Genomic DNA, 18109 nt, shown 5'->3' with positions numbered 1-18109 from the left:
GAGCTTGCCTCGTTGTTAGCGCAGGTCAACCCCGTTACGTCAGGGCCAGCACCGCGCGGGCTGTCGTCTCCTCCGTCACCAGGCCATTGATACGGCGACCCTTCAGTGCGGCATAAATCGCATCGGCTTTCTCTTCCCCTCCGGCCACGCCAACGATGGTGGGCAGCTGCGCCAGCTCATCGAGCGTGACGCCCAGCAGTTCTTTGTGGATCTCCAGCTCCTCGACGCACTCGCCTTCGGCATTGAGGAAATAGCCGAGAATGTCGCCGACCGCGCCTTTGCGGGCGTACATCAGCTGTTCACCTTCGCTGATATAGCCGGAGCGCAAAATCGTGGCGTCACGGCGCTGGTTAACCGAACCAATGCCGACCACCGCCACGTCGGCGGCGGTGGCGGCGAGGATCACGTCCCGCACGCTGGTTTCGCGTTTTAAGATCCCGGCCACCTCGGCGGAGGACACGCGAAGCGGGGCGGGGATCATGCTAACGCTGCAGGCCGCGTCCAGCTGGCCGATACCGGTCATATAGGGCCCGACGCCGCCGGAGAGCGTCACCAGGCGGATCTGCTGCGAGCTGATAAAGCCGCTCAGGTGCTGCAGGCTACTCATGGTGGTTTCACCAAACCCCACCGCCAGCAGCTGGCCGGGCTCCAGCACGCCCATCAGGGACTGCGCCGCGCCAATGCCGAGCCGCACGTTCATCGGCGGCGTATTTAACGCGGGCATCACGCGCACCAGCTTCAGGCCAAAGCGCTGCTGTAGCTCGGTCTCCAGCGCCAGGCAGCCCTCGTAGCGGGAGTTGATCTGCACGCGGATCACTCCGGACTGACGGCCCTTCTCCAGCAGGCGAGAAATCTTCAGGCGCGGCAGCCCGAGCCGCTCGCCGATGTCGTTCTGAGTTAATCCGTCGTGGTAGTAGCACCAGGCCACGCGCGCCACCAGCTCCTCTTCCGCCAGTGCCAGCCCGGCAAACCGTCCTTCTTCCGCAGTGCGTTTATCGCTCATAGTTGAACTCTTATAAAAATTTAGATCATATGTTCGTGATGGCGCGGAGGGAAAGTGTGAGCCACGCGACAAAACGGATCTTTTAGAACGTTTCTCGTTTATCTGTATCTCAATCGATAAAACTGTGATCCCTGCACGGTTGTAAATATAGTTCACCGTCTACGCTTTTGAACATTATTAAATCTAAAAATCATTTGTTCAATAGCGGAGCGATGATGACACCACTTCTCGACGCGCGGAATATCAGCAAGCAGTTCTCAGGCGTGCCGGTTCTGAAAGGCATTGATTTCACGCTGCTTGCGGGCCAGGTGCACGCCCTGATGGGCGGAAACGGCGCGGGAAAATCGACGCTGATGAAGATCATCGCCGGGGTGGAAACGCCGGATGATGGTGAACTTTCTGTCGAGGGGCAGTCATATGCGCGGCTCACGCCCGTGCAGGCGCACAGGTTAGGCATTTACCTGGTGCCGCAGGAGCCGCTGCTGTTCCCCAACCTGACGGTGCGGGAAAATATCCTTTTCCGCCTGCCGCGCGAGCGCGATCTGGAAAAGCGGCTGGCGGAGAAACTCCAGCAGCTGCAGTGCCAGCTTAACCTCGATGCCGCCGCCAGCACGCTGGAAGTGGCGGACCAGCAGATGGTGGAGATCCTGCGCGGGCTGATGCGCAATGCCAGGATCCTGATCCTCGACGAACCTACGGCCTCCCTCACGCCGGGCGAAACCGAGCGGCTGTTCCGCCAGATCCGCGCCCTGCAGGCGCTCGGCGTCGGGATTGTCTTTATCTCGCACAAGCTGCCGGAAATTCGCATGCTTTCGAGCCACGTCTCGGTGATGCGCGACGGCGCGGTGGTGCTGAGCGGCGAAACCGCGCAGTTTGACGACAGCGCCCTGATCGCCGCCATGACGCCGGTAAGCCGGGAGAAATCCCTCAGCGATACGCAAAAGCTGTGGCTGGCGCTGCCGGGCAACCGCCGCACTCAGGCGCAGGATTTCCCGGTGCTGCGGGTGGACGATCTCACCGGAGAAGGGTTTATCGATCTCAGCCTTGAGATCTACGCCGGGGAGATCGTCGGCCTGGCCGGGCTGGTGGGAGCCGGACGCACCGAGTTTGCGGAAACGCTCTACGGCCTGCGGCCGGTACGCGGGGGCCGCGTCTGGCTTGAGAATCAGGACATTACAGGCGAGCCGGTAAGTTCACGCCTGGAAAAAGGGCTGGTCTACCTGCCGGAAGACAGGCAGGTGTCCGGCCTGTTCCTCGACGCGCCGATCCGCTGGAACACGGTGGCGCTGAACGAGCCGTCGATTTGGCAGCAGCGCAAGCGGGAGTCGGCGGTGGTGGAGCGCTATCACCGGGCGCTGGGGATCAAGCTCAACCATGCGGATCAAACCGTGCGCACGCTCTCCGGCGGCAACCAGCAGAAGGTGCTGCTGGCGCGCTGTCTCGAGGCCAACCCTTTACTGCTGATCGTCGATGAGCCGACGCGAGGGGTGGACGTCTCGGCGCGCGCCGACATCTACCAGCTGATAAAAAGCGTGGCGGCGCAGAACGTGGCGGTGCTGATGATCTCAAGCGATCTCGACGAGTTCCCGGGCCTCGCGGACCGGGTGCTGGTGATGCATCAGGGCGTGCTCAGCGGCGAGCTGCCGCGCCACGCCGTCAGCCTCGACAGGATGATGGCGCTGGCGTTCGGAGGGCAATCATGAAGACCTTACTCAAAAACCGCGAGCTGAGCGCGTTTCTCGCCATTCTGGCGCTGTTCGCCGTGCTGGTGGCGCTGAATCCGTCCTACCTGAGTTTACAGACGCTGGGGATGATCTTCGCCAGCTCGCAGATCCTGATCCTGCTGGCCATCGGCGCGGCGCTGGTGATGCTGACCCGCAATATCGACGTGTCCGTCGGCTCCATCGTCGGGCTGTCCGCCATCGCCGTCGGCGTGGCGCTCAACAGCGGCTACAGCCTGCCCGTTTCCATTCTCTTCGCGCTGTCGACTGGCGCGCTGGCCGGGGCGTTCAACGGGTTTCTGGTGGTGGGGCTGCGCATCCCGGCGATTGTCGCCACCCTCGGCACGCTGGGGCTGTACCGCGGGGCGATGCTGCTATGGACGGGGGGAAAGTGGATTGAGGGGCTGCCGCCGGGGCTGAAATCCCTCTCTGAGCCTGCCGCCGTCGGCATATCTCCGCTTGGTATGCTGGTGTTGATCGTCGCGGCCACCGGCGCGTGGACGCTGTCGCGCACCGCGTTCGGGCGTGATTTCTACGCGGTGGGGGATAACCTCGCCGCCGCGCGCCAGCTGGGCGTGGCGGTGAACCGCACCCGCATGCTTGCCTTTACCCTCAACGGCATGCTGGCGGCCTGCGCCGGGATCGTCTTTGCCGCGCAGATTGGCTTTGTGCCGAACCAGACCGGCAGCGGGCTGGAGATGAAAGCCATCGCCGCCTGCGTGCTCGGGGGGATTTCGCTGCTGGGCGGCACGGGCACGCTGGTTGGCGCGCTGCTCGGTGCCTTCTTCCTGACGCAAATCGACACCGTGCTGGTGCTGTTCAGGCTCCCGGCGTGGTGGAACGACTTTATCGCCGGGCTGGTGCTGCTGGGTGTGCTGGTGCTCGACGGGCGCCTGCGCCAGGCGCTGGCGCGCCATCAGCGGGCGCTGAAATACGGTCGCTTCCAGCCGGGTAACAAAGGGGGAAAGCACGTTACCCCGTTTCCAAAACGCAAAAAAGAGGTGGCGTAAATGAGGCTTAACTGGGAAAGCGCGCTGCTGATTTTACTGGTGCTGGAGATCCTGCTCTTTGGCGCCATCAACCCGCGCATGCTTGATATCAACATGCTGCTGTTCAGCACCAGCGACTTCATCTGCATCGGCATTGTGGCGCTGCCGCTCACGCTGGTGATTATCAGCGGCGGGATCGACATCTCCCTCGGCTCAACCATCGGCCTGTGCGCCATCGCGCTGGGGGTGATGATGCAGGCGGGGTGGCCGATGGCGGTCGCCGTTCCATTGACGCTGCTGCTCGGCCTGCTGTGCGGATTATTTAATGCCGCGCTGATCCACTACACCGGCATCAGCCCGCTGGTGATCACCCTCGGCACCCTCTACCTCTACGGCGGCGGGGCGCTGCTGCTCTCCGGCATGGCGGGGGCGACGGGCTATGAGGGCATCGGCGGCTTCCCGGACAGCTTCACGGCGTTCGCTAACCTCACGGTGCTGGGGCTGCCGATTCCGCTGGTGCTGTTCGCGGTGATTACCGTCTTCTTCTGGCTGATTACCCACCGCGGGCGCTTTGGCCGTCATCTGTTTTTAATCGGGCAGAATCCGCGTGCGGCGCGCTATGCGGCGCTGTCGGTGAACGGCATGCCCTACGCGCTGTACGGGCTGGTGGGCGTGGCCTCCGCCATTGCCGCGCTGGTGATGGTCTCCTATTTCGGCTCCGCGCGTTCGGATCTGGGGCGCGATCTGCTAATGCCCGCGCTCACCGCCGCCGTGCTCGGCGGGGCCAATATCTACGGCGGGTCAGGTTCGGTTGTCGGTACGGCGCTGGCGGCGCTGCTGGTGGGCTACCTGCAGCAGGGTTTACAGATGGTCGGCATCCCTAACCAAGTGTCGAGCGCGCTGTCAGGGGCGCTGCTGGTTGTGGTGGTGATGGGACGTTCGCTGAGTCTGCACCGCGAGTGGGTGCGATCTCTCTTTAGAAAACTATCCGGAGCGTAAGATGAAAACAAAACTGTTCGTCCTGGCAATGGCCCTCAGCTTCGCCTCGGCGCAGGCGGCGGACCGCATTGCCTTTATCCCGAAGCTGGTGGGCGTGGGCTTCTTCACCAGCGGCGGCAACGGCGCGAAAGAGGCGGGGAAAGATCTTGGCGTGGACGTCACCTACGACGGCCCAACCGAGCCGAGCGTCTCCGGCCAGGTGCAGCTCATCAATAACTTCGTCAACCAGGGCTATAACGCCATCATCATCTCGGCCGTGTCGCCGGACGGACTCTGCCCGGCGCTCAAGCGCGCGATGCAGCGCGGCGTCAAGGTCCTGACCTGGGATTCCGACACCAAACCGGAGTGCCGCAGTATCTACATCAACCAGGGGACGCCGGAACAGCTGGGCGGCCTGCTGGTGGAGATGGCGGGCAAGCAGGTCACCAAACCGAACGCTAAAGTGGCGTTCTTCTACTCCAGCCCCACCGTCACCGACCAGAACCAATGGGTGAAAGAGGCGAAGGCCAAAATCGAGAAAGATCATCCGCAGTGGCAGGTCGTGACGACCCAGTTTGGCTATAACGATGCCACCAAATCCCTGCAAACCGCCGAAGGGATCTTAAAAGCGTATCCGGATCTGGACGCGATTATCGCCCCGGACGCCAACGCCCTGCCGGCGGCGGCGCAGGCGGCGGAAAACCTGAAGCGGGAAGGGGTGGCGATTGTCGGCTTCAGCACGCCGAACGTGATGCGCCCGTACGTTGAGCGCGGCACGGTGAAAGCCTTTGGCCTGTGGGACGTGGTGCAGCAGGGCAAAATTGCGGTCAATGTCGCCGATCGCCTGCTGAAAAAAGGCGATCTTAACGTCGGCGACAGCGTGGACGTAAAAGATATCGGCGCGCTGAAGGTCGAGCCGAACAGCGTGCAGGGCTACCAGTATGAGGCGAAGGGCAACGGCATCGTGCTGCTGCCGGAGCGCGTGGTGTTCACCAAAGAGAACATCAGCAAATACGATTTCTGACGGGGGAGCAAATGGCTGATTTAGACGACATCAAAGACGGCAAGGATTTTGGCATCGGCACGCCGCAGCAGAACGTGCCTTACACCCTGAAGGGCTGCGGCTCGCTGGACTGGGGCATGCAGTCCCGGCTTGCGCGCATCTTCAACCCGCAGAGCAACCGCACGGTGATGCTGGCCTTTGACCACGGCTACTTTCAGGGGCCGACCACCGGCCTTGAGCGTATCGACCTCTCCATTGCGCCGCTGTTTGGTGAAACCGACGTGCTGATGTGCACCCGCGGCATCCTCAGGAGCCAGGTGCCAGCCGCGACGAACAAACCGGTGGTGCTGCGCGCCTCCGGCGGTAACTCAATTCTGGGCGAGCTGTCCAACGAGTGCGTGGCGGTGGCGATGGAGGACGCGCTGCGCCTGAACGTCTGCGCGGTGGCGGCGCAGGTGTACATCGGCAGCGAGTTCGAGCATCAGTCGATCAACAACATCATCAAGCTGGTAGATGCGGGCGCGCGCTACGGCATGCCGACGCTGGCGGTGACGGGCGTGGGGAAAGAGATGGCGCGCGACGCGCGCTATTTCTCGCTCGCCAGCCGTATCGCCGCCGAGATGGGGGCGCAGTTCGTCAAAACCTACTACGTGGACGAGGGCTTTGAAAAAGTGACCGCCAGCTGCCCGGTGCCGATTGTGATTGCCGGGGGCAAAAAGCTGCCGGAGCACGAGGCGCTGGAGATGTGCTGGCGCGCGATTGACCAGGGCGCGTCCGGCGTGGACATGGGGCGCAACATATTCCAGTCCAGCGCGCCGCTCGCCATGCTGAAGGCGGTGAAGAAAGTGGTTCACGAGAACTGGAATGCTCGCGATGCGTTCCAGTTCTGGCAGGAAGAGAAACAGGGAGAAGCAAAATGAACGTGACGCTGGTTGAAATCAACATCAAGCCCGAGCGGGTGGACGAGTTTCTGGAGGTATTCCGCGCCAACCACGAGGGGGCAATCAAGGAGCCGGGAAACCTGCGCTTTGACGTATTGCAGGACCCGAGGGTGAAAACTCGGTTCTTTATCTACGAGGCCTATAAGGACGAAGAGGCGGTGCTGGCGCATAAGCAAACTCCGCACTATCTGGCGTGCGTGGATAAGCTTGAGGAATTGATGTCAGAGCCGCGCAAGAAACGCAGTTTTGTGGGGTTGCTGCCGGAGTAGCGGATTTGCCCGGTGGCGCTGCGCTTACCGGGCCTACGAATGCTAGGCTGTATTGATTTTGTAGGCCGGGTAAGCGTTAGCGCCACCCGGCATTTGTCAGGCCAGCGCCAGATCCGCCATTATCCCCGCAAGCGCCTTGCGCGGTTCACCCTGTATCGCCTGCAGCGGGAACGGCAGCGCGGGCGCTTCGACTTTCCCCATCATCTCGGCCGCCGCCGCCATTACCCTCAAACTACCGTAACGGCGGAACAGCGCCCACAGCGGCTCAAGCCGCTCGGACTGCGCCACCTCCTTCGATCGCGCAATCGCCAGCGCGGCCTGCGGGAACAATCCTCCCATCACCGAATACCAGACGTCAAACCCGGCCTGCAGGGCGGAGGCCGCTCGCCAGTCACCGGCGATGCCCAGCGTGACGTTTTCAGGAAGACGAGCGCGTACCTGCAACAGGTCCTCCGGCACGCGGCCAAGCTTTATGGACCCTATATTCGGCAGGGCCGCGGCGGCAAATAACAGTTCATCGCTAAACGAAAAACCGGTCGTTGCGGGATTATCGTAAATGCACAGCGGTACGGAGATCTGGCGGGTCACCGTTTCATAGAGATGAAACACTTCGTCTTCCGTTAATCGCTGGTACGACACGGGTGCCAGCAGCACGCCGGAGACGCCTGCCGATTGCGCGTCGTCAGCCAGACGCAGAATATCGTCCAGCCGTAATGCGCCGATGCTGACGATGACCGGAATGTCATCAGCATGCGCCACCGCGCAGCGTGCGATCTGGCCGCGCTCTTCAACGGTCAGATAGGCATAACTTCCCGTTGAGCCCAAAATGCCCAGTGAATCCACGCCAGCGTCGACAACGGGGCGCAGAAGATTGATGAAGGCCCGCTCGTCAAACGTCCCCTCTTTCAGGGGCGTTAACGGAAAGGCGCTTAACCCGTGAAACATTTTTTTGTCCTCTTACAGTTCCAGCAGCTGCACCTGCGCCGTGGCGCCGGGCATCATGCGCTGCAGATTATTGACCAGTTCTGCACCCGCCTCTTCCAGCGCGGCTAAAGGCATCGACGGAAGGCTTTCGAGAATAAACCACATAGATCGCGCCTGGCTATCGAGACGCGTGCGCACCCCCTGTCGCCAGTTCCAGCGGCGGCAGGTGACGCCGATATCGTCGCGCCAGATAACCTCGCCAGCATCCGGGTTTTCCGCCACCGGCTGGCCCTCTTTCAGGGTATCAAACGGCTCGCTGCCGTCGGCCAGCGTCAGTCGTGGTGCACCGGAATAGGCCGCGAGATTTTCCCCTCCCACCGGAATGGCATAGCGAATGCTCACCGCGTTATAGATATCCACTACCGGGTCGAGCGGCGGCAGCGAGCCGTCTTTAATCACCCGCTTGCGCAGGGCTGCGGCCGAGCAGGGCGTGCGTTTGGGTTTTGCGCCAAAGGCTTTAAACACCTCATCCCAGGCGGCGAGATGATCTTCAGCCCAGGGTACATCGTCATTCAACACCTGCTGGCAGGCCTGCGCCAGCGCGGCGGGCGCAACCTCCGGATGGATAATCGGCGCGGCTTCAACCAGAATGCTCAAGGCCCGAAAGCCGGGCGCGATCCCGGCCAGTCGTGAATCTATTGACGGCGTTACGAGAGACATAAATAATCCTGTATTGACTGTTTTATACCATGGTAGTGACCAATGACTGATAAAGTCAATATAATGACTGATTCGGGTGCCGATGTTGCCCAGGTAAGCCTGGCCGTAGCGAACCGCATCCGCAACTGGCGGAAAGAGAAAAAGCTGTCGCTGGACGAGCTGTCCCGCCGGGCCAGCGTCAGCAAAGGGATGCTGGTGGAAATCGAAAAGGGCGCAGCCAACCCCAGCATCGCCATTTTGTGCAAGCTGGCCGCCGCGCTCGGCATCTCCGTGGCGGATATCGTTAACGTCTCCAGCGAGCCGCTGGTGCATGTTATCGAAGAAGCGGCTATTCCGGTGCTGTGGCAGGGGGCGCAGGGCGGGTACGCCAGGCTGCTGGCGGGCACCGCGGGCCCGGACATGATTGAATTATGGCAGTGGGAGATGCAGCCGGGGGAGCGCTTTACCTCTCCAGGTCATTCGGCGGGAACCTTTGAGCTGCTGCACGTGAACGAGGGCGTGTTGACGCTGACGGTGGACGAGACGGTGACGCAGGTTAACGCTGGCGCGTCGGCGGTGGCGAAAACGGAAGCGAAGCACGGCTACGCCAATGAAGGTGATACCGTGCTTCGCTTCACCATGACGGTGGCGGAGTTTCACCGATAAAAAGTAGGCCGGGTAAGCGTAGCGCCACCCGGCGTTGTTTACGCTTCTTCCACGCTCACCCGCAGCGCTGCCAGCGCTTTACGCGCCGCTTTCAGCACCTGCTCACACTGCTCAATCGTCAGCGTCAGCGGCGGTTCTATGCGGATGGTTTTCGAGTTGTTGAGCGTTCCGGCGACCAGCACACGCTGGCGGAACATCTCGCTCGCGAAGCTATAGCCGGTTTCGTTATCAACAAACTCAATTGCCATCAGCATTCCTTTCCCGCGCGCGTCCTGCACCAGGTCCGGATACTCCCGGCCCAGCTGGCGGAAGCCGTCCAGCAGCATGTCGCCTTTCTGCTCCGCCTGCGCGGGCAGGTTTTGCTCCAGCAGCACGTTGATGGTGGCCAGCGCCGCCGCACAGGCCAGCGGGTTGCCGCCAAAGGTGGTTGTATGCAGGAACGGGTTGTCGAACAGCACCGAGAAGACCTCCTCGGTGGCCACCGTCGCGCCAATCGGCATCACGCCGCCGCCGAGCGCTTTCGCCAGGCACAGGATGTCCGGCTGAACGTTCTCGTGCTCGCAGGCAAACATCTTGCCGGTGCGCCCCATCCCTGTCTGCACTTCGTCGAAGATCAGCAAGGCGCCAAACTCATCGCACAGCTGACGCACGGCGGGCAGATAGCCTTGCGGAGGCAGGATCACGCCGCCTTCGCCCTGAATCGGCTCCAGGATCACCGCCGCCACGTCGTCGCCGGTTTTACGGCATTCGCTCAGCAGGGTGCGCATGGCGTTGATGTCGCCAAACGGCACGTGGCGGAAGCCCGGCAGCAGCGGCATAAAGGGTTTGCGGAAGGTGGATTTAGCGGTCGCCGACAGTGCGCCCAGGGACTTGCCGTGGAACGCGCCGCTGGTGGCGACAAAGGTGAACTTCCCGCGCGGCGACTGGTACGCCTTGGCGAGCTTAAGCGCCGCCTCGACCGATTCCGTGCCGCTGTTGCTAAAGAAGCTGTACTTTAGTTTGCCGGGCGTTAAGGCCGCCAGCGTTTTCGCGAGCATGGCGCGAAGCGGGTCGAGCAGCTCCTGGCTATGGAGAGGTTGTTTCGCAAGTTGATTCTGTACGGCGGAAACCACGACTGGATTACGGTGCCCCACGTTGAAAATACCAAAACCACCCAGGCAATCGATAAACTCCTGTCCCTGGGTGTCGACAAGCGTGTTCAGACTTCCCGCTTGCCACTCTACGGCTCCGTAATCCCCGCCGGCGGTAACAGATTTGCGATACTCCAGAAAACCAGGGTTCACATGCTCTTTAAAGTAGTCGATGACCTCTCGGTTAAGTTGTTTCATCTCCTCATGATCGAGCGTTCGCTTCTCAATGAGATTCAGTGCGTGCGCGGTACAGGCAAGAGCCGAGGCGCTGGAAGGTAACCTGTTCAAAATGTGCTCCCGGGGATCGCGTATCACATGATACTGAGTTAAGTATTGCAGGGATTACGCCACTTCAGATGACTTAACGAAAATCGGGATAAACGCCAGGTTAACATTATGTTGCACAATATTTAATCATGCCGGGACAAGCCAAACGGGATGAACGAGCAGCGCAGAGGCCGGGAAGATGATGCCAGCTTTCGTCAATTGCACCAGCGTGGTGCGTTACATGCTTTTTTAGCGGGCATTAACAGGTAACGCTTTGTAGGTAATTTCTTCTCGAAAGTATTTTAAATCAATTAATTATAAAAACGCACAAAAAGTGCGGTTTAACTAAAATTTGCGATCTCGATCGAATTTAACAACTAAAGATAAATTGGTTATCGCCGAAAAAACAATAAACCACAAAATTAACATTCGAATAACCTGCAAGGAATGCCCGCCATGTCCTCTCCATCCTACGTCACCCAGAATGAATATCTTCTGGGCGATGACACAACCCTAATGTCGACCACCGATCTCGACAGCTACATGACCCACACCAACGATACCTTTGTGCAGGTGAGCGGCTACTCCCTGCAAGAACTGCTTGGTCAGCCGCACAATCTGGTACGTCATCCCGATATGCCGAAAGCGGCCTTCGCTGACATGTGGTACACGCTGCAGCAGGGAGAACCCTGGAGCGGGATTGTCAAAAACCGCCGTAAAAATGGCGATCACTATTGGGTTCGCGCCAACGCCGTACCGATGGTGCGCCACGGAAAGGTGACGGGCTATATGTCGATTCGCGCGAAAGCGACGGCAGACGAAATTGCAGCCGTGGAGCCTTTGTATAAAGCCCTGAATGAAGGGCGTTGCAATAAACGCATCCATAAAGGGCTAGTGGTGCGTAAAGGCTGGCTCGGCAGGCTGGCTGGGATGCCGCTGCGCTGGCGGGTGCGCGGTGTCATGGCGGTGATGTTCGTGGCGCTGGCAGCCACGCTGGCGGCAACCTCTGCGGCCTGGGCTTCCTATGCGGCCGCCGCCGTTGTCATGCTGCTGGGCATGGCGCTGTTTGAACAGCAGATTGTCCGCCCGGTGGAAAACGTGGCCCGTCAGGCGCTCAGGGTGGCGACCGGCGAGCGCAACAGCGTGCAGCATCTGAACCGCAGCGACGAGCTGGGCCTGACGCTGCGCGCCGTCGGGCAGCTGGGGCTGATGTGTCGCTGGCTTATCAATGACGTCTCAAGCCAGGTGGTGAGCGTGCGCGACGGCAGCGACAGGCTGGCGCAGGGCAACGAAGATCTCAACGACCGCACGCGTCAGACCGTCACCAACGTGCAGCAAACCGTGGCGACGATGAACCAGATGGCGGCGTCGGTACAGAGCAATTCGGAAACCGCCGCCGAGGTGGACAAGCTCTCCGTCGCGGCCAGCAGCGCGGCAACGAAGGGCGGGAACGCGATGCAGACGGTGGTGAAAACCATGGACGACATTGCCGACAGCACCCAGCGGATTGGCTCGATTACCTCGCTGATTAACGACATCGCCTTCCAGACCAACATCCTGGCGCTGAACGCCGCGGTCGAAGCGGCAAGGGCGGGTGAGCAGGGCAAGGGCTTTGCGGTGGTCGCAGGCGAAGTGCGCCACCTCGCCAGCCGAAGCGCCAACGCGGCTAACGACATTCGTAAGCTGATCGATGCCAGCGCCAGCAAGGTGCAGTCCGGCTCCGATCAGGTTCATGCGGCGGGCCGCACCATGGACGACATCGTTGAGCAGGTGAAAAACGTCACGCAGCTGATTGCGCAGATTAGCAACGCCACGTCTGAGCAGGCGACCGGGCTGTCCGAATTAACCCGCGCCGTGGCGGAACTGGACGGCATTACGCAGAAAAATGCGGATCTGGTAGAAGAGAGCGCGCAGATCTCTGCCATGGTGAAGCACCGCGCCGGACGTCTTGAAGATGCGGTAACCGTGCTCCATTAAGTCTTTTCAGGTTTCGCTAAAGCCGTTTATTCCCTTCGGGAGTAAACGGCTTTTTGTTTTTCTGAATAAGTCAGCATGTTAAATAAATATTAAATAACTAAAAAATGCCGGATTTTTTATTCACTCCTGACCCGTTCATCAATGGTGGTAAAGAAAAAAACGATCAAAGTCATAAAGTTAGCGTTTTTATTACCGATAACAGCGATCGTCTGAGAAATAATCACATCGATGGAGTAAATATGTTCTTACATGACGTAAAGATCGGCACGAAATTATTTCTGGCGTTTGGGTTTTTTATTGTCCTGATGATCGTCAGCGCGAGCTTATCCCTTTTGAGCCTGAACCGGGCAAACAACGGGATGCAAACCATCATTAGCAGCGACTACCCGACTACGGTAAAAGCCAACCAGCTAATCGACAACTTCCAGGAATTTATTAGCACCCAGCAGCTTATGCTGCTTGACGAACAGGGCACGTACACGGCGCAATCCCAGCAGCGCTTAAAAGAGATCAGCGAGCGCATTACGGTGATCCTGGGGGAGCTGAACAACGCGCTGCATGATGCAAAATCACAGCAGGTGCTGGCGGATATCCGCGACGTGCGCCAGCAGTACCTGGACTCGCGCTACCGTATTTTACAGGCGGTGCAGAATAACGATCGTGCGGGAGCCATCCAGGAGATGATGACCAACACGATTGCCGTGCAGCAGGCTTACAAAGCGAAAGTGCAGGCGCTGATTGCCATTCAAAACAGCGAGATGCAGAGCGCAGGCGCGCAGGTGGACGGCGACTTCCGTACTAATCGCCTGCTGCTGATCCTGATCACCCTCTTCAGCGTGGCGGTGGGCAGCCTGATCGGCTGGTTTATCGTGCGCTCCATCACCCGTCCGCTGGGCCAGGCGGTGAGCTTTGCGGAAGCCATTGCCGAAGGCGATTTGACCGGCAGCATTCGCTCCCATGGTAAAGATGAAACCGGCCTGCTGCTCGCCGCGCTGATGGAGATGAAAACCCGTCTGCTGGACATCGTGCAGCAGGTGCAGACCGGCTCCGAGAACATCTCCAGCGCCGCCGCGCAGATTGTCGCGGGTAATCAGGATCTGGCCGCGCGCACGGAAGAGCAGGCCAGCTCCGTTGAACAGACCGCAGCCTCGATGGAGCAGATCACCGCGACGGTGAAAAACACCGCGTCGCACACGGGTGAAGCGACCAACCTCTCTGCCGATGCCGCCACGGTGGTCAAAAACAACGGCGAGATGATGAAGCAGGTGACCAGCAAAATGCGCCTGATTAACGATACGTCGAACCGGATGTCCGACATTATCGACCTGATCGACGCCATCGCCTTCCAGACCAACATTCTGGCGCTCAACGCGGCGGTCGAGGCGGCGCGTGCGGGCGAGCACGGTCGCGGCTTTGCGGTGGTGGCGGGCGAAGTGCGCCAGCTGGCGCAGAAAAGCGCATCGTCCGCGAGTGAAATCCGCCAGCTGATTGAAAGCTCCACCAGTCAGACCCAGGACGGGATGAACCTGGTTGAGAAAGCCAGCGGGCTGATCAACGGGATGGTTGGCAACGTGGAGGAGATGGATATGATTCTGCGCGAAATCCGCCAGGCGAGCCACGAGCAGACGGAAGGGATCTCGCAGATTAACAGCGCGATTGGCCTGATTGACGCTACCACCCAGCAGAACTCCGCGCTGGTGGAGGAGTCCGTTGCGGCGGCGGCCTCGCTAAACGAGCAGGCAATGCACCTGAAGGCGCTGGTACGCGTCTTCCGCGTGAGCGAGCACGCGCTGGCTTAATCCAGCTGGGAGATCTCCAGCGCCGCGCGGTCGATTACGCCGATAATCTGCTTTAGCTGCGCGTCGCTGAGCTCTCCCTGATTCACCTTCAAATCCAGCACCGCCTTGAAGTTATCCAGCGCCCGCTTCATCTGCGGGTTTTTGCGTAGCTGGAACCCCACGGAACGCGCTTTGATACGTTCCTGAATCTGCTCAAGCTGTTCCTGGTTTTCATCCAGCCAGCGCTGCCCTTCAGCGGTTATCGCAATTCTCTTACGCCCGTTCTCTTCGTCCGTAATGGTGATAAACGTCTGATCCTGCAGATAATCCAGAGTTGGGTAGATCACGCCCGGGCTTGGGGTGTAGTTCCCCTGCGTCAGGTTCTCAATCTCTTTGATCAGCTCATATCCGTGGCTGGCATTGCGCGTCAGGATATCCAGGATCACCAGCCGCAGGTCGCCGTGGCCAAAAAATCGTGGTCGGCGTCCACCGCCGTCGTGTTCGTGTCGCATGGTGAACCTCATAATTTGATATATCTAAACTATATCTTAGATATATTCAGATGCAATCTAAAAGATCTTGCATTCCTGGTTAATAGCAATCATTATCATTAAAAAATCAATTTCGATATATCGTATTCACCTGAGAAGGGCATAAACATGACATCAACCCGTTACCCTCAACGTGTCCGCAACGACCTGCGCTTTCGCGAGCTGAACGTGCTCCGCGTTGAGCGCGTCAGCGCGGGCTTCCAGCGCATCGTTCTCGGCGGCGAGGCGCTGGAAGGGTTTAGCTCCCGCGGCTTTGACGATCACACTAAGGTCTTTTTCCCGGCCCCGGGCACGACCTTTGTGCCGCCGGTGGTGACCGAGGACGGCATCGACTGGGGCGAAGGCGTGCGTCCGCAGGCGCGTGACTATACGCCGCTGTACGATGAGGTGAAGCATGAACTGGTGCTGGATTTCTATGTGCATGACGGCGGCATTGCCAGCAGCTGGGCGCTTGCGGCGAAGCCCGGCGACAAGCTCACTATTGGCGGCCCGCGCGGATCGCTGGTGGTGCCGGAAGATTACGCCTGGCAGCTCTACGTTTGCGATGAGTCCGGCATGCCCGCGCTGCGCCGCCGTTTAGAAGGCATAGCAAAACTGCCGGTGCGCCCGGACGTTCATGCGGTGGTGACCGTCAGCGATGCGTCTTATAAGGACTATCTGGCGCACCTGAGCGAATTTAACATCACCTGGGTTGTGGGCCATAGCGAACAGGCGGTAGCGGACCATCTGGCGACGCTGGTCGTGCCGGAGGCGGATTACTTTATCTGGCTGACCGGGGAAGGGAAGGTTGTGAAAAACCTGAGCCGTCAGTTTGAAACCGAGGCGATCGATCAACAGCTGGTGCGTGCCAGCGCATACTGGCACGCCAAATAATCAGGCGGCGGACTCCAGCTGCGCTTCGCTCACCTGATGTTCGAGCGAGGCGCGGACCTCGTTCAGCGCCTTCTCCTGCTGGGCAAAGTAGGCTTCCATATTGTTCAGCGAGGAGACCAGCAGCCAGGACTCTTCTTTCTCCAGCTCCGCCAGCTCGTTCACCAGGGTGTCGATTTGCTCGCGAACCTGCGCCATTTTTTTGCGGATTCGCTCCAGATCGTTCAGCCTGTCGCTCGCCATCAGCGGCTCAAAGCCCTGCTGCAGGCGCGCCACCAGTGAACGGATTGCTTTCACATCCCCGCGCTGCCTGGCCTGGTTGAGCTGCACCATCATGGTATTGGCTTCCTCTTTCAGATCGTCCGCAACCAGATCCGGATGGCACAGCTTGCTCGCTTGACGCCAAAGGCGTTTCAGCTCGTTCCGATCCTCTTCCGAGAGATCTTTCCCTTTACGCAGACGCACTTCGGCATCGTGATGCTGTTCGCGATACTTCTCGTACTCGTCGTTGGCCTCGTCGCGCGCCTGACGTGCCGGCTCTTCTTCACGCGTTAAGCCGCTCTCCAGCTCCAGCGCTTCGGCCAGCAGATTGGCGATGAGGTTGCTCTGCTGCTGCAGATGCTTGCGCGCCTCTGCAGCCTGAATGGAATCGGCAGGCAGGTCGCGCCAGCGCTGGGTGAGCGTTGCCAGCACCTCCACCGCCTGCGCCATATAGCGCTGACAGCGACGGTAATCCTCTTCCCGACGACGCGCCTCCGCCTGCTGACGACGCAGGTTTAGCTCCGCCAGCGTTTTGCGCAGAGCGAGGATCTGCTGCATCAGCGGCCCGAGGCGGGAGAAATAGAGGTCGTTGAACTCGTCAAGCTGTTGGACGCGGGCGTTACGACGATCGATCAGATCGCGCAGACGCTCCTCCAGCGCTTTCAGCTCCATCTTGCTGGCGGCCACCTGCGGGTCGCGCCACGGGGTAACGGCGCGCTGACCCTGCAGCCAGGCGGTGATGGCCCGGATGGCCGCGGTATAGTTCTTCTGCTCAAGCGCCACGACGATTGCCTGTAGCTCATCGTCAAACGCTTCATTTTTCAGCCGCGTCAGCTGGCTCTGGATGATGTCGTCATCTTCCAGTTCGATGGCATTTTTAATGATTTCTAGCCGTTTGATCGGTGTGCTCATGATGCCTTTTGCTCTGGCGCTTAAGTATTTGAGTTAAGGTTAGTTGTTGTAAAAGCTACAGGAAATAATACACACGGATGATGATCGGCGCGATGGGGGATTTCTTTAGTTTTTAGGGTTTGTGAAGGAGTGGTAGGTATTTTGCGATCCTTCTGGATGGGAGAGCACAGCAACTCCTCTTTCTCTGTGGAGTATCCCCAAGAAAAACAAAAGGGCCGACGATTTCTCGCCAGCCCTTGCTGTATCTGGTGGCCCCTGTTGGGTTTGAACCAACGACCAAGAGATTATGAGAACTATGACAACCAACCAAAAATTAAGTATTTACATATTTATCAATGCATTATCTTGGTAATAATAGGCAGTATATGTTAATAAATCTGACTTACTGCGACACTTTCGCGACATTTTTAGGTTCGTGATAAACATACACTGCATTATTGAAGGATGTAACGGGGGAATCAGGTGTAAACTTATTCTTGATATTTTCTAGCATAGAAGCATCACAAAATATGCCATAGAAATAGTACTCCATGTATAGGCACACACTAATTATAATTAACTCTCCAACTTCTTCAGTATGGTATTGAAATACCTTGTGCTTACTGTGCATATTCAAGTTTTTTTCTGTTAAATCTTTAAATTCTTGTATGCCAAATGCAAAGTCAAATATATCAAAATCTTCATCAAAACCAACAAGACTCATAGGTATAATGAACAGTTGTTTACTCCATGTATCACCATATGTTTTATGATAAATCCCTTTCAAAATGCATTCTTGATAAAATTTGTGATCTCCATACACTATATTAACTTCAGAGTTTTCAAAGTTAGGATTGAGGAAGGTGAGTTCTTTATTTTTGTTTCTAACAATTCTGGTGTCTTTAGCAAAGTTATTAAATGTCTTCACGTCCCTCAATGTTCCACGGATAACTTTATGCACCAATTTTTTAAAATCTTTATCTTGATGTATCTTCTTGCTTACCCCTACTAAAAACAGGCGCATTCTGCTATCTAAATCTGATTTCTTATTATTATGTTTATTGCATGATGGTACGCTTAAAAGGTTGTAAGTGTATTTCTCTGAGTCAGGGAAAAGACCTCGAGGAGGGATATGTTCGCTTGTCGTTGCTGGTTCATTGCAATAATAGCATGTTGGCTTAGTAGTCATTA

At 58.4% G+C, this 18109-nt stretch carries 17 protein-coding genes; 10 read left to right on the top strand and 7 right to left on the bottom strand.

Features of this window, described 5'->3' with window-relative positions; translation table 11 throughout:
• Nucleotides 1-34: 34 nt before the first annotated feature.
• Complete coding sequence (gene lsrR / locus VPX56_RS19715; RefSeq protein WP_010435856.1) at nt 35-1003, bottom strand: transcriptional regulator LsrR; 969 nt, start codon at nt 1001-1003, stop codon at nt 35-37.
• 215 nt (nt 1004-1218) lie between these two features.
• Between lsrR and lsrA the strand changes: the two genes are divergently transcribed.
• Genes lsrA through lsrG form a run of 6 tightly spaced genes read left to right on the top strand, consistent with a single transcriptional unit; the run spans nt 1219 to nt 6904 of the window.
• Entirely contained in the window at nt 1219-2706 is a 1488-nt protein-coding gene (gene lsrA, locus VPX56_RS19710; RefSeq protein WP_326472139.1) for an autoinducer 2 ABC transporter ATP-binding protein LsrA, read from the top strand.
• Nucleotides 2703-3734 (top strand): autoinducer 2 ABC transporter permease LsrC, encoded by a 1032-nt coding sequence (gene lsrC, locus VPX56_RS19705; RefSeq protein ID WP_326468475.1) that lies wholly within the window; start codon nt 2703-2705, stop codon nt 3732-3734. Before lsrA ends, lsrC begins: the two co-directional genes overlap by 4 nt.
• Complete coding sequence (gene lsrD, locus VPX56_RS19700; protein WP_257259989.1) at nt 3735-4712, top strand: autoinducer 2 ABC transporter permease LsrD; 978 nt, start codon at nt 3735-3737, stop codon at nt 4710-4712.
• A 1-nt stretch (nt 4713) separates the two neighbouring features.
• On the top strand, nt 4714-5715 hold the full coding sequence (lsrB, locus tag VPX56_RS19695) for an autoinducer 2 ABC transporter substrate-binding protein LsrB (protein ID WP_326468472.1): 1002 nt from the start codon (nt 4714-4716) through the stop codon (nt 5713-5715).
• Nucleotides 5716-5726: 11 nt separating this feature from the next.
• Nucleotides 5727-6614 carry a 3-hydroxy-5-phosphonooxypentane-2,4-dione thiolase gene (lsrF, locus tag VPX56_RS19690; RefSeq protein ID WP_029741387.1) on the top strand — a complete coding sequence of 296 codons (888 nt, stop codon included), beginning with the start codon at nt 5727-5729 and terminating at the stop codon, nt 6612-6614.
• Nucleotides 6611-6904 (top strand): (4S)-4-hydroxy-5-phosphonooxypentane-2,3-dione isomerase, encoded by a 294-nt coding sequence (lsrG, locus tag VPX56_RS19685; RefSeq protein ID WP_003862606.1) that lies wholly within the window; start codon nt 6611-6613, stop codon nt 6902-6904. Before lsrF ends, lsrG begins: the two co-directional genes overlap by 4 nt.
• Nucleotides 6905-7000: 96 nt before the next feature.
• Here the strand turns inward: lsrG and VPX56_RS19680 are convergent, their stop codons facing one another.
• Together VPX56_RS19680 and VPX56_RS19675 are read right to left on the bottom strand one after the other, a co-directional pair.
• Nucleotides 7001-7849 (bottom strand): dihydrodipicolinate synthase family protein, encoded by an 849-nt coding sequence (locus VPX56_RS19680; RefSeq protein ID WP_326468469.1) that lies wholly within the window; start codon nt 7847-7849, stop codon nt 7001-7003.
• 12 nt (nt 7850-7861) lie between these two features.
• Nucleotides 7862-8548: a B3/B4 domain-containing protein gene (locus VPX56_RS19675; RefSeq protein WP_326468467.1), complete on the bottom strand. Its 687-nt coding sequence runs from the start codon at nt 8546-8548 to the stop codon at nt 7862-7864.
• Nucleotides 8549-8590: 42 nt separating this feature from the next.
• Between VPX56_RS19675 and VPX56_RS19670 the strand changes: the two genes are divergently transcribed.
• The gene (locus VPX56_RS19670) at nt 8591-9193 is read left to right on the top strand and encodes a helix-turn-helix domain-containing protein (protein WP_326468465.1); all 603 of its coding nucleotides are present in this window, start codon (nt 8591-8593) and stop codon (nt 9191-9193) included.
• Nucleotides 9194-9231: 38 nt separating this feature from the next.
• Here VPX56_RS19670 and ygjG read toward each other — a convergent pair whose 3' ends face one another.
• Complete coding sequence (ygjG, locus tag VPX56_RS19665) at nt 9232-10611, bottom strand: putrescine aminotransferase (RefSeq protein WP_326468463.1); 1380 nt, start codon at nt 10609-10611, stop codon at nt 9232-9234.
• Nucleotides 10612-11046: 435 nt separating this feature from the next.
• On the opposite strand from ygjG, the gene VPX56_RS19660 reads away from it, so the two are divergent.
• Complete coding sequence (locus tag VPX56_RS19660) at nt 11047-12567, top strand: methyl-accepting chemotaxis protein (protein ID WP_326468461.1); 1521 nt, start codon at nt 11047-11049, stop codon at nt 12565-12567.
• 239 nt (nt 12568-12806) lie between these two features.
• On the top strand, nt 12807-14366 hold the full coding sequence (locus tag VPX56_RS19655; protein ID WP_131633455.1) for a methyl-accepting chemotaxis protein: 1560 nt from the start codon (nt 12807-12809) through the stop codon (nt 14364-14366).
• Here the strand turns inward: VPX56_RS19655 and VPX56_RS19650 are convergent.
• Nucleotides 14363-14857 carry a PadR family transcriptional regulator gene (locus tag VPX56_RS19650; RefSeq protein ID WP_131633456.1) on the bottom strand — a complete coding sequence of 165 codons (495 nt, stop codon included), beginning with the start codon at nt 14855-14857 and terminating at the stop codon, nt 14363-14365. The two genes, VPX56_RS19655 and VPX56_RS19650, sit on opposite strands and share 4 nt — an antisense overlap.
• Before the next feature lie 147 nt (nt 14858-15004).
• Between VPX56_RS19650 and VPX56_RS19645 the strand changes: the two genes are divergently transcribed.
• Nucleotides 15005-15769, top strand: coding sequence for a siderophore-interacting protein (locus VPX56_RS19645; RefSeq protein WP_326468456.1), 765 nt, complete (start codon nt 15005-15007; stop codon nt 15767-15769).
• Here VPX56_RS19645 and VPX56_RS19640 read toward each other — a convergent pair whose 3' ends face one another.
• Both VPX56_RS19640 and VPX56_RS19635 read right to left on the bottom strand, forming a co-directional pair.
• Nucleotides 15770-16939 carry a DNA repair protein gene (locus VPX56_RS19640; protein WP_326468454.1) on the bottom strand — a complete coding sequence of 390 codons (1170 nt, stop codon included), beginning with the start codon at nt 16937-16939 and terminating at the stop codon, nt 15770-15772.
• Between the two features lie 382 nt (nt 16940-17321).
• Nucleotides 17322-18107 (bottom strand): hypothetical protein, encoded by a 786-nt coding sequence (locus VPX56_RS19635; RefSeq protein WP_326468452.1) that lies wholly within the window; start codon nt 18105-18107, stop codon nt 17322-17324.
• Nucleotides 18108-18109: the final 2 nt, after the last annotated feature.

Source organism: Enterobacter wuhouensis, from assembly GCF_035835995.1.
GTDB classification, from domain to species: domain Bacteria; phylum Pseudomonadota; class Gammaproteobacteria; order Enterobacterales; family Enterobacteriaceae; genus Enterobacter; species Enterobacter wuhouensis.
This window is presented reverse-complemented; position numbering and strand designations above follow the sequence as displayed.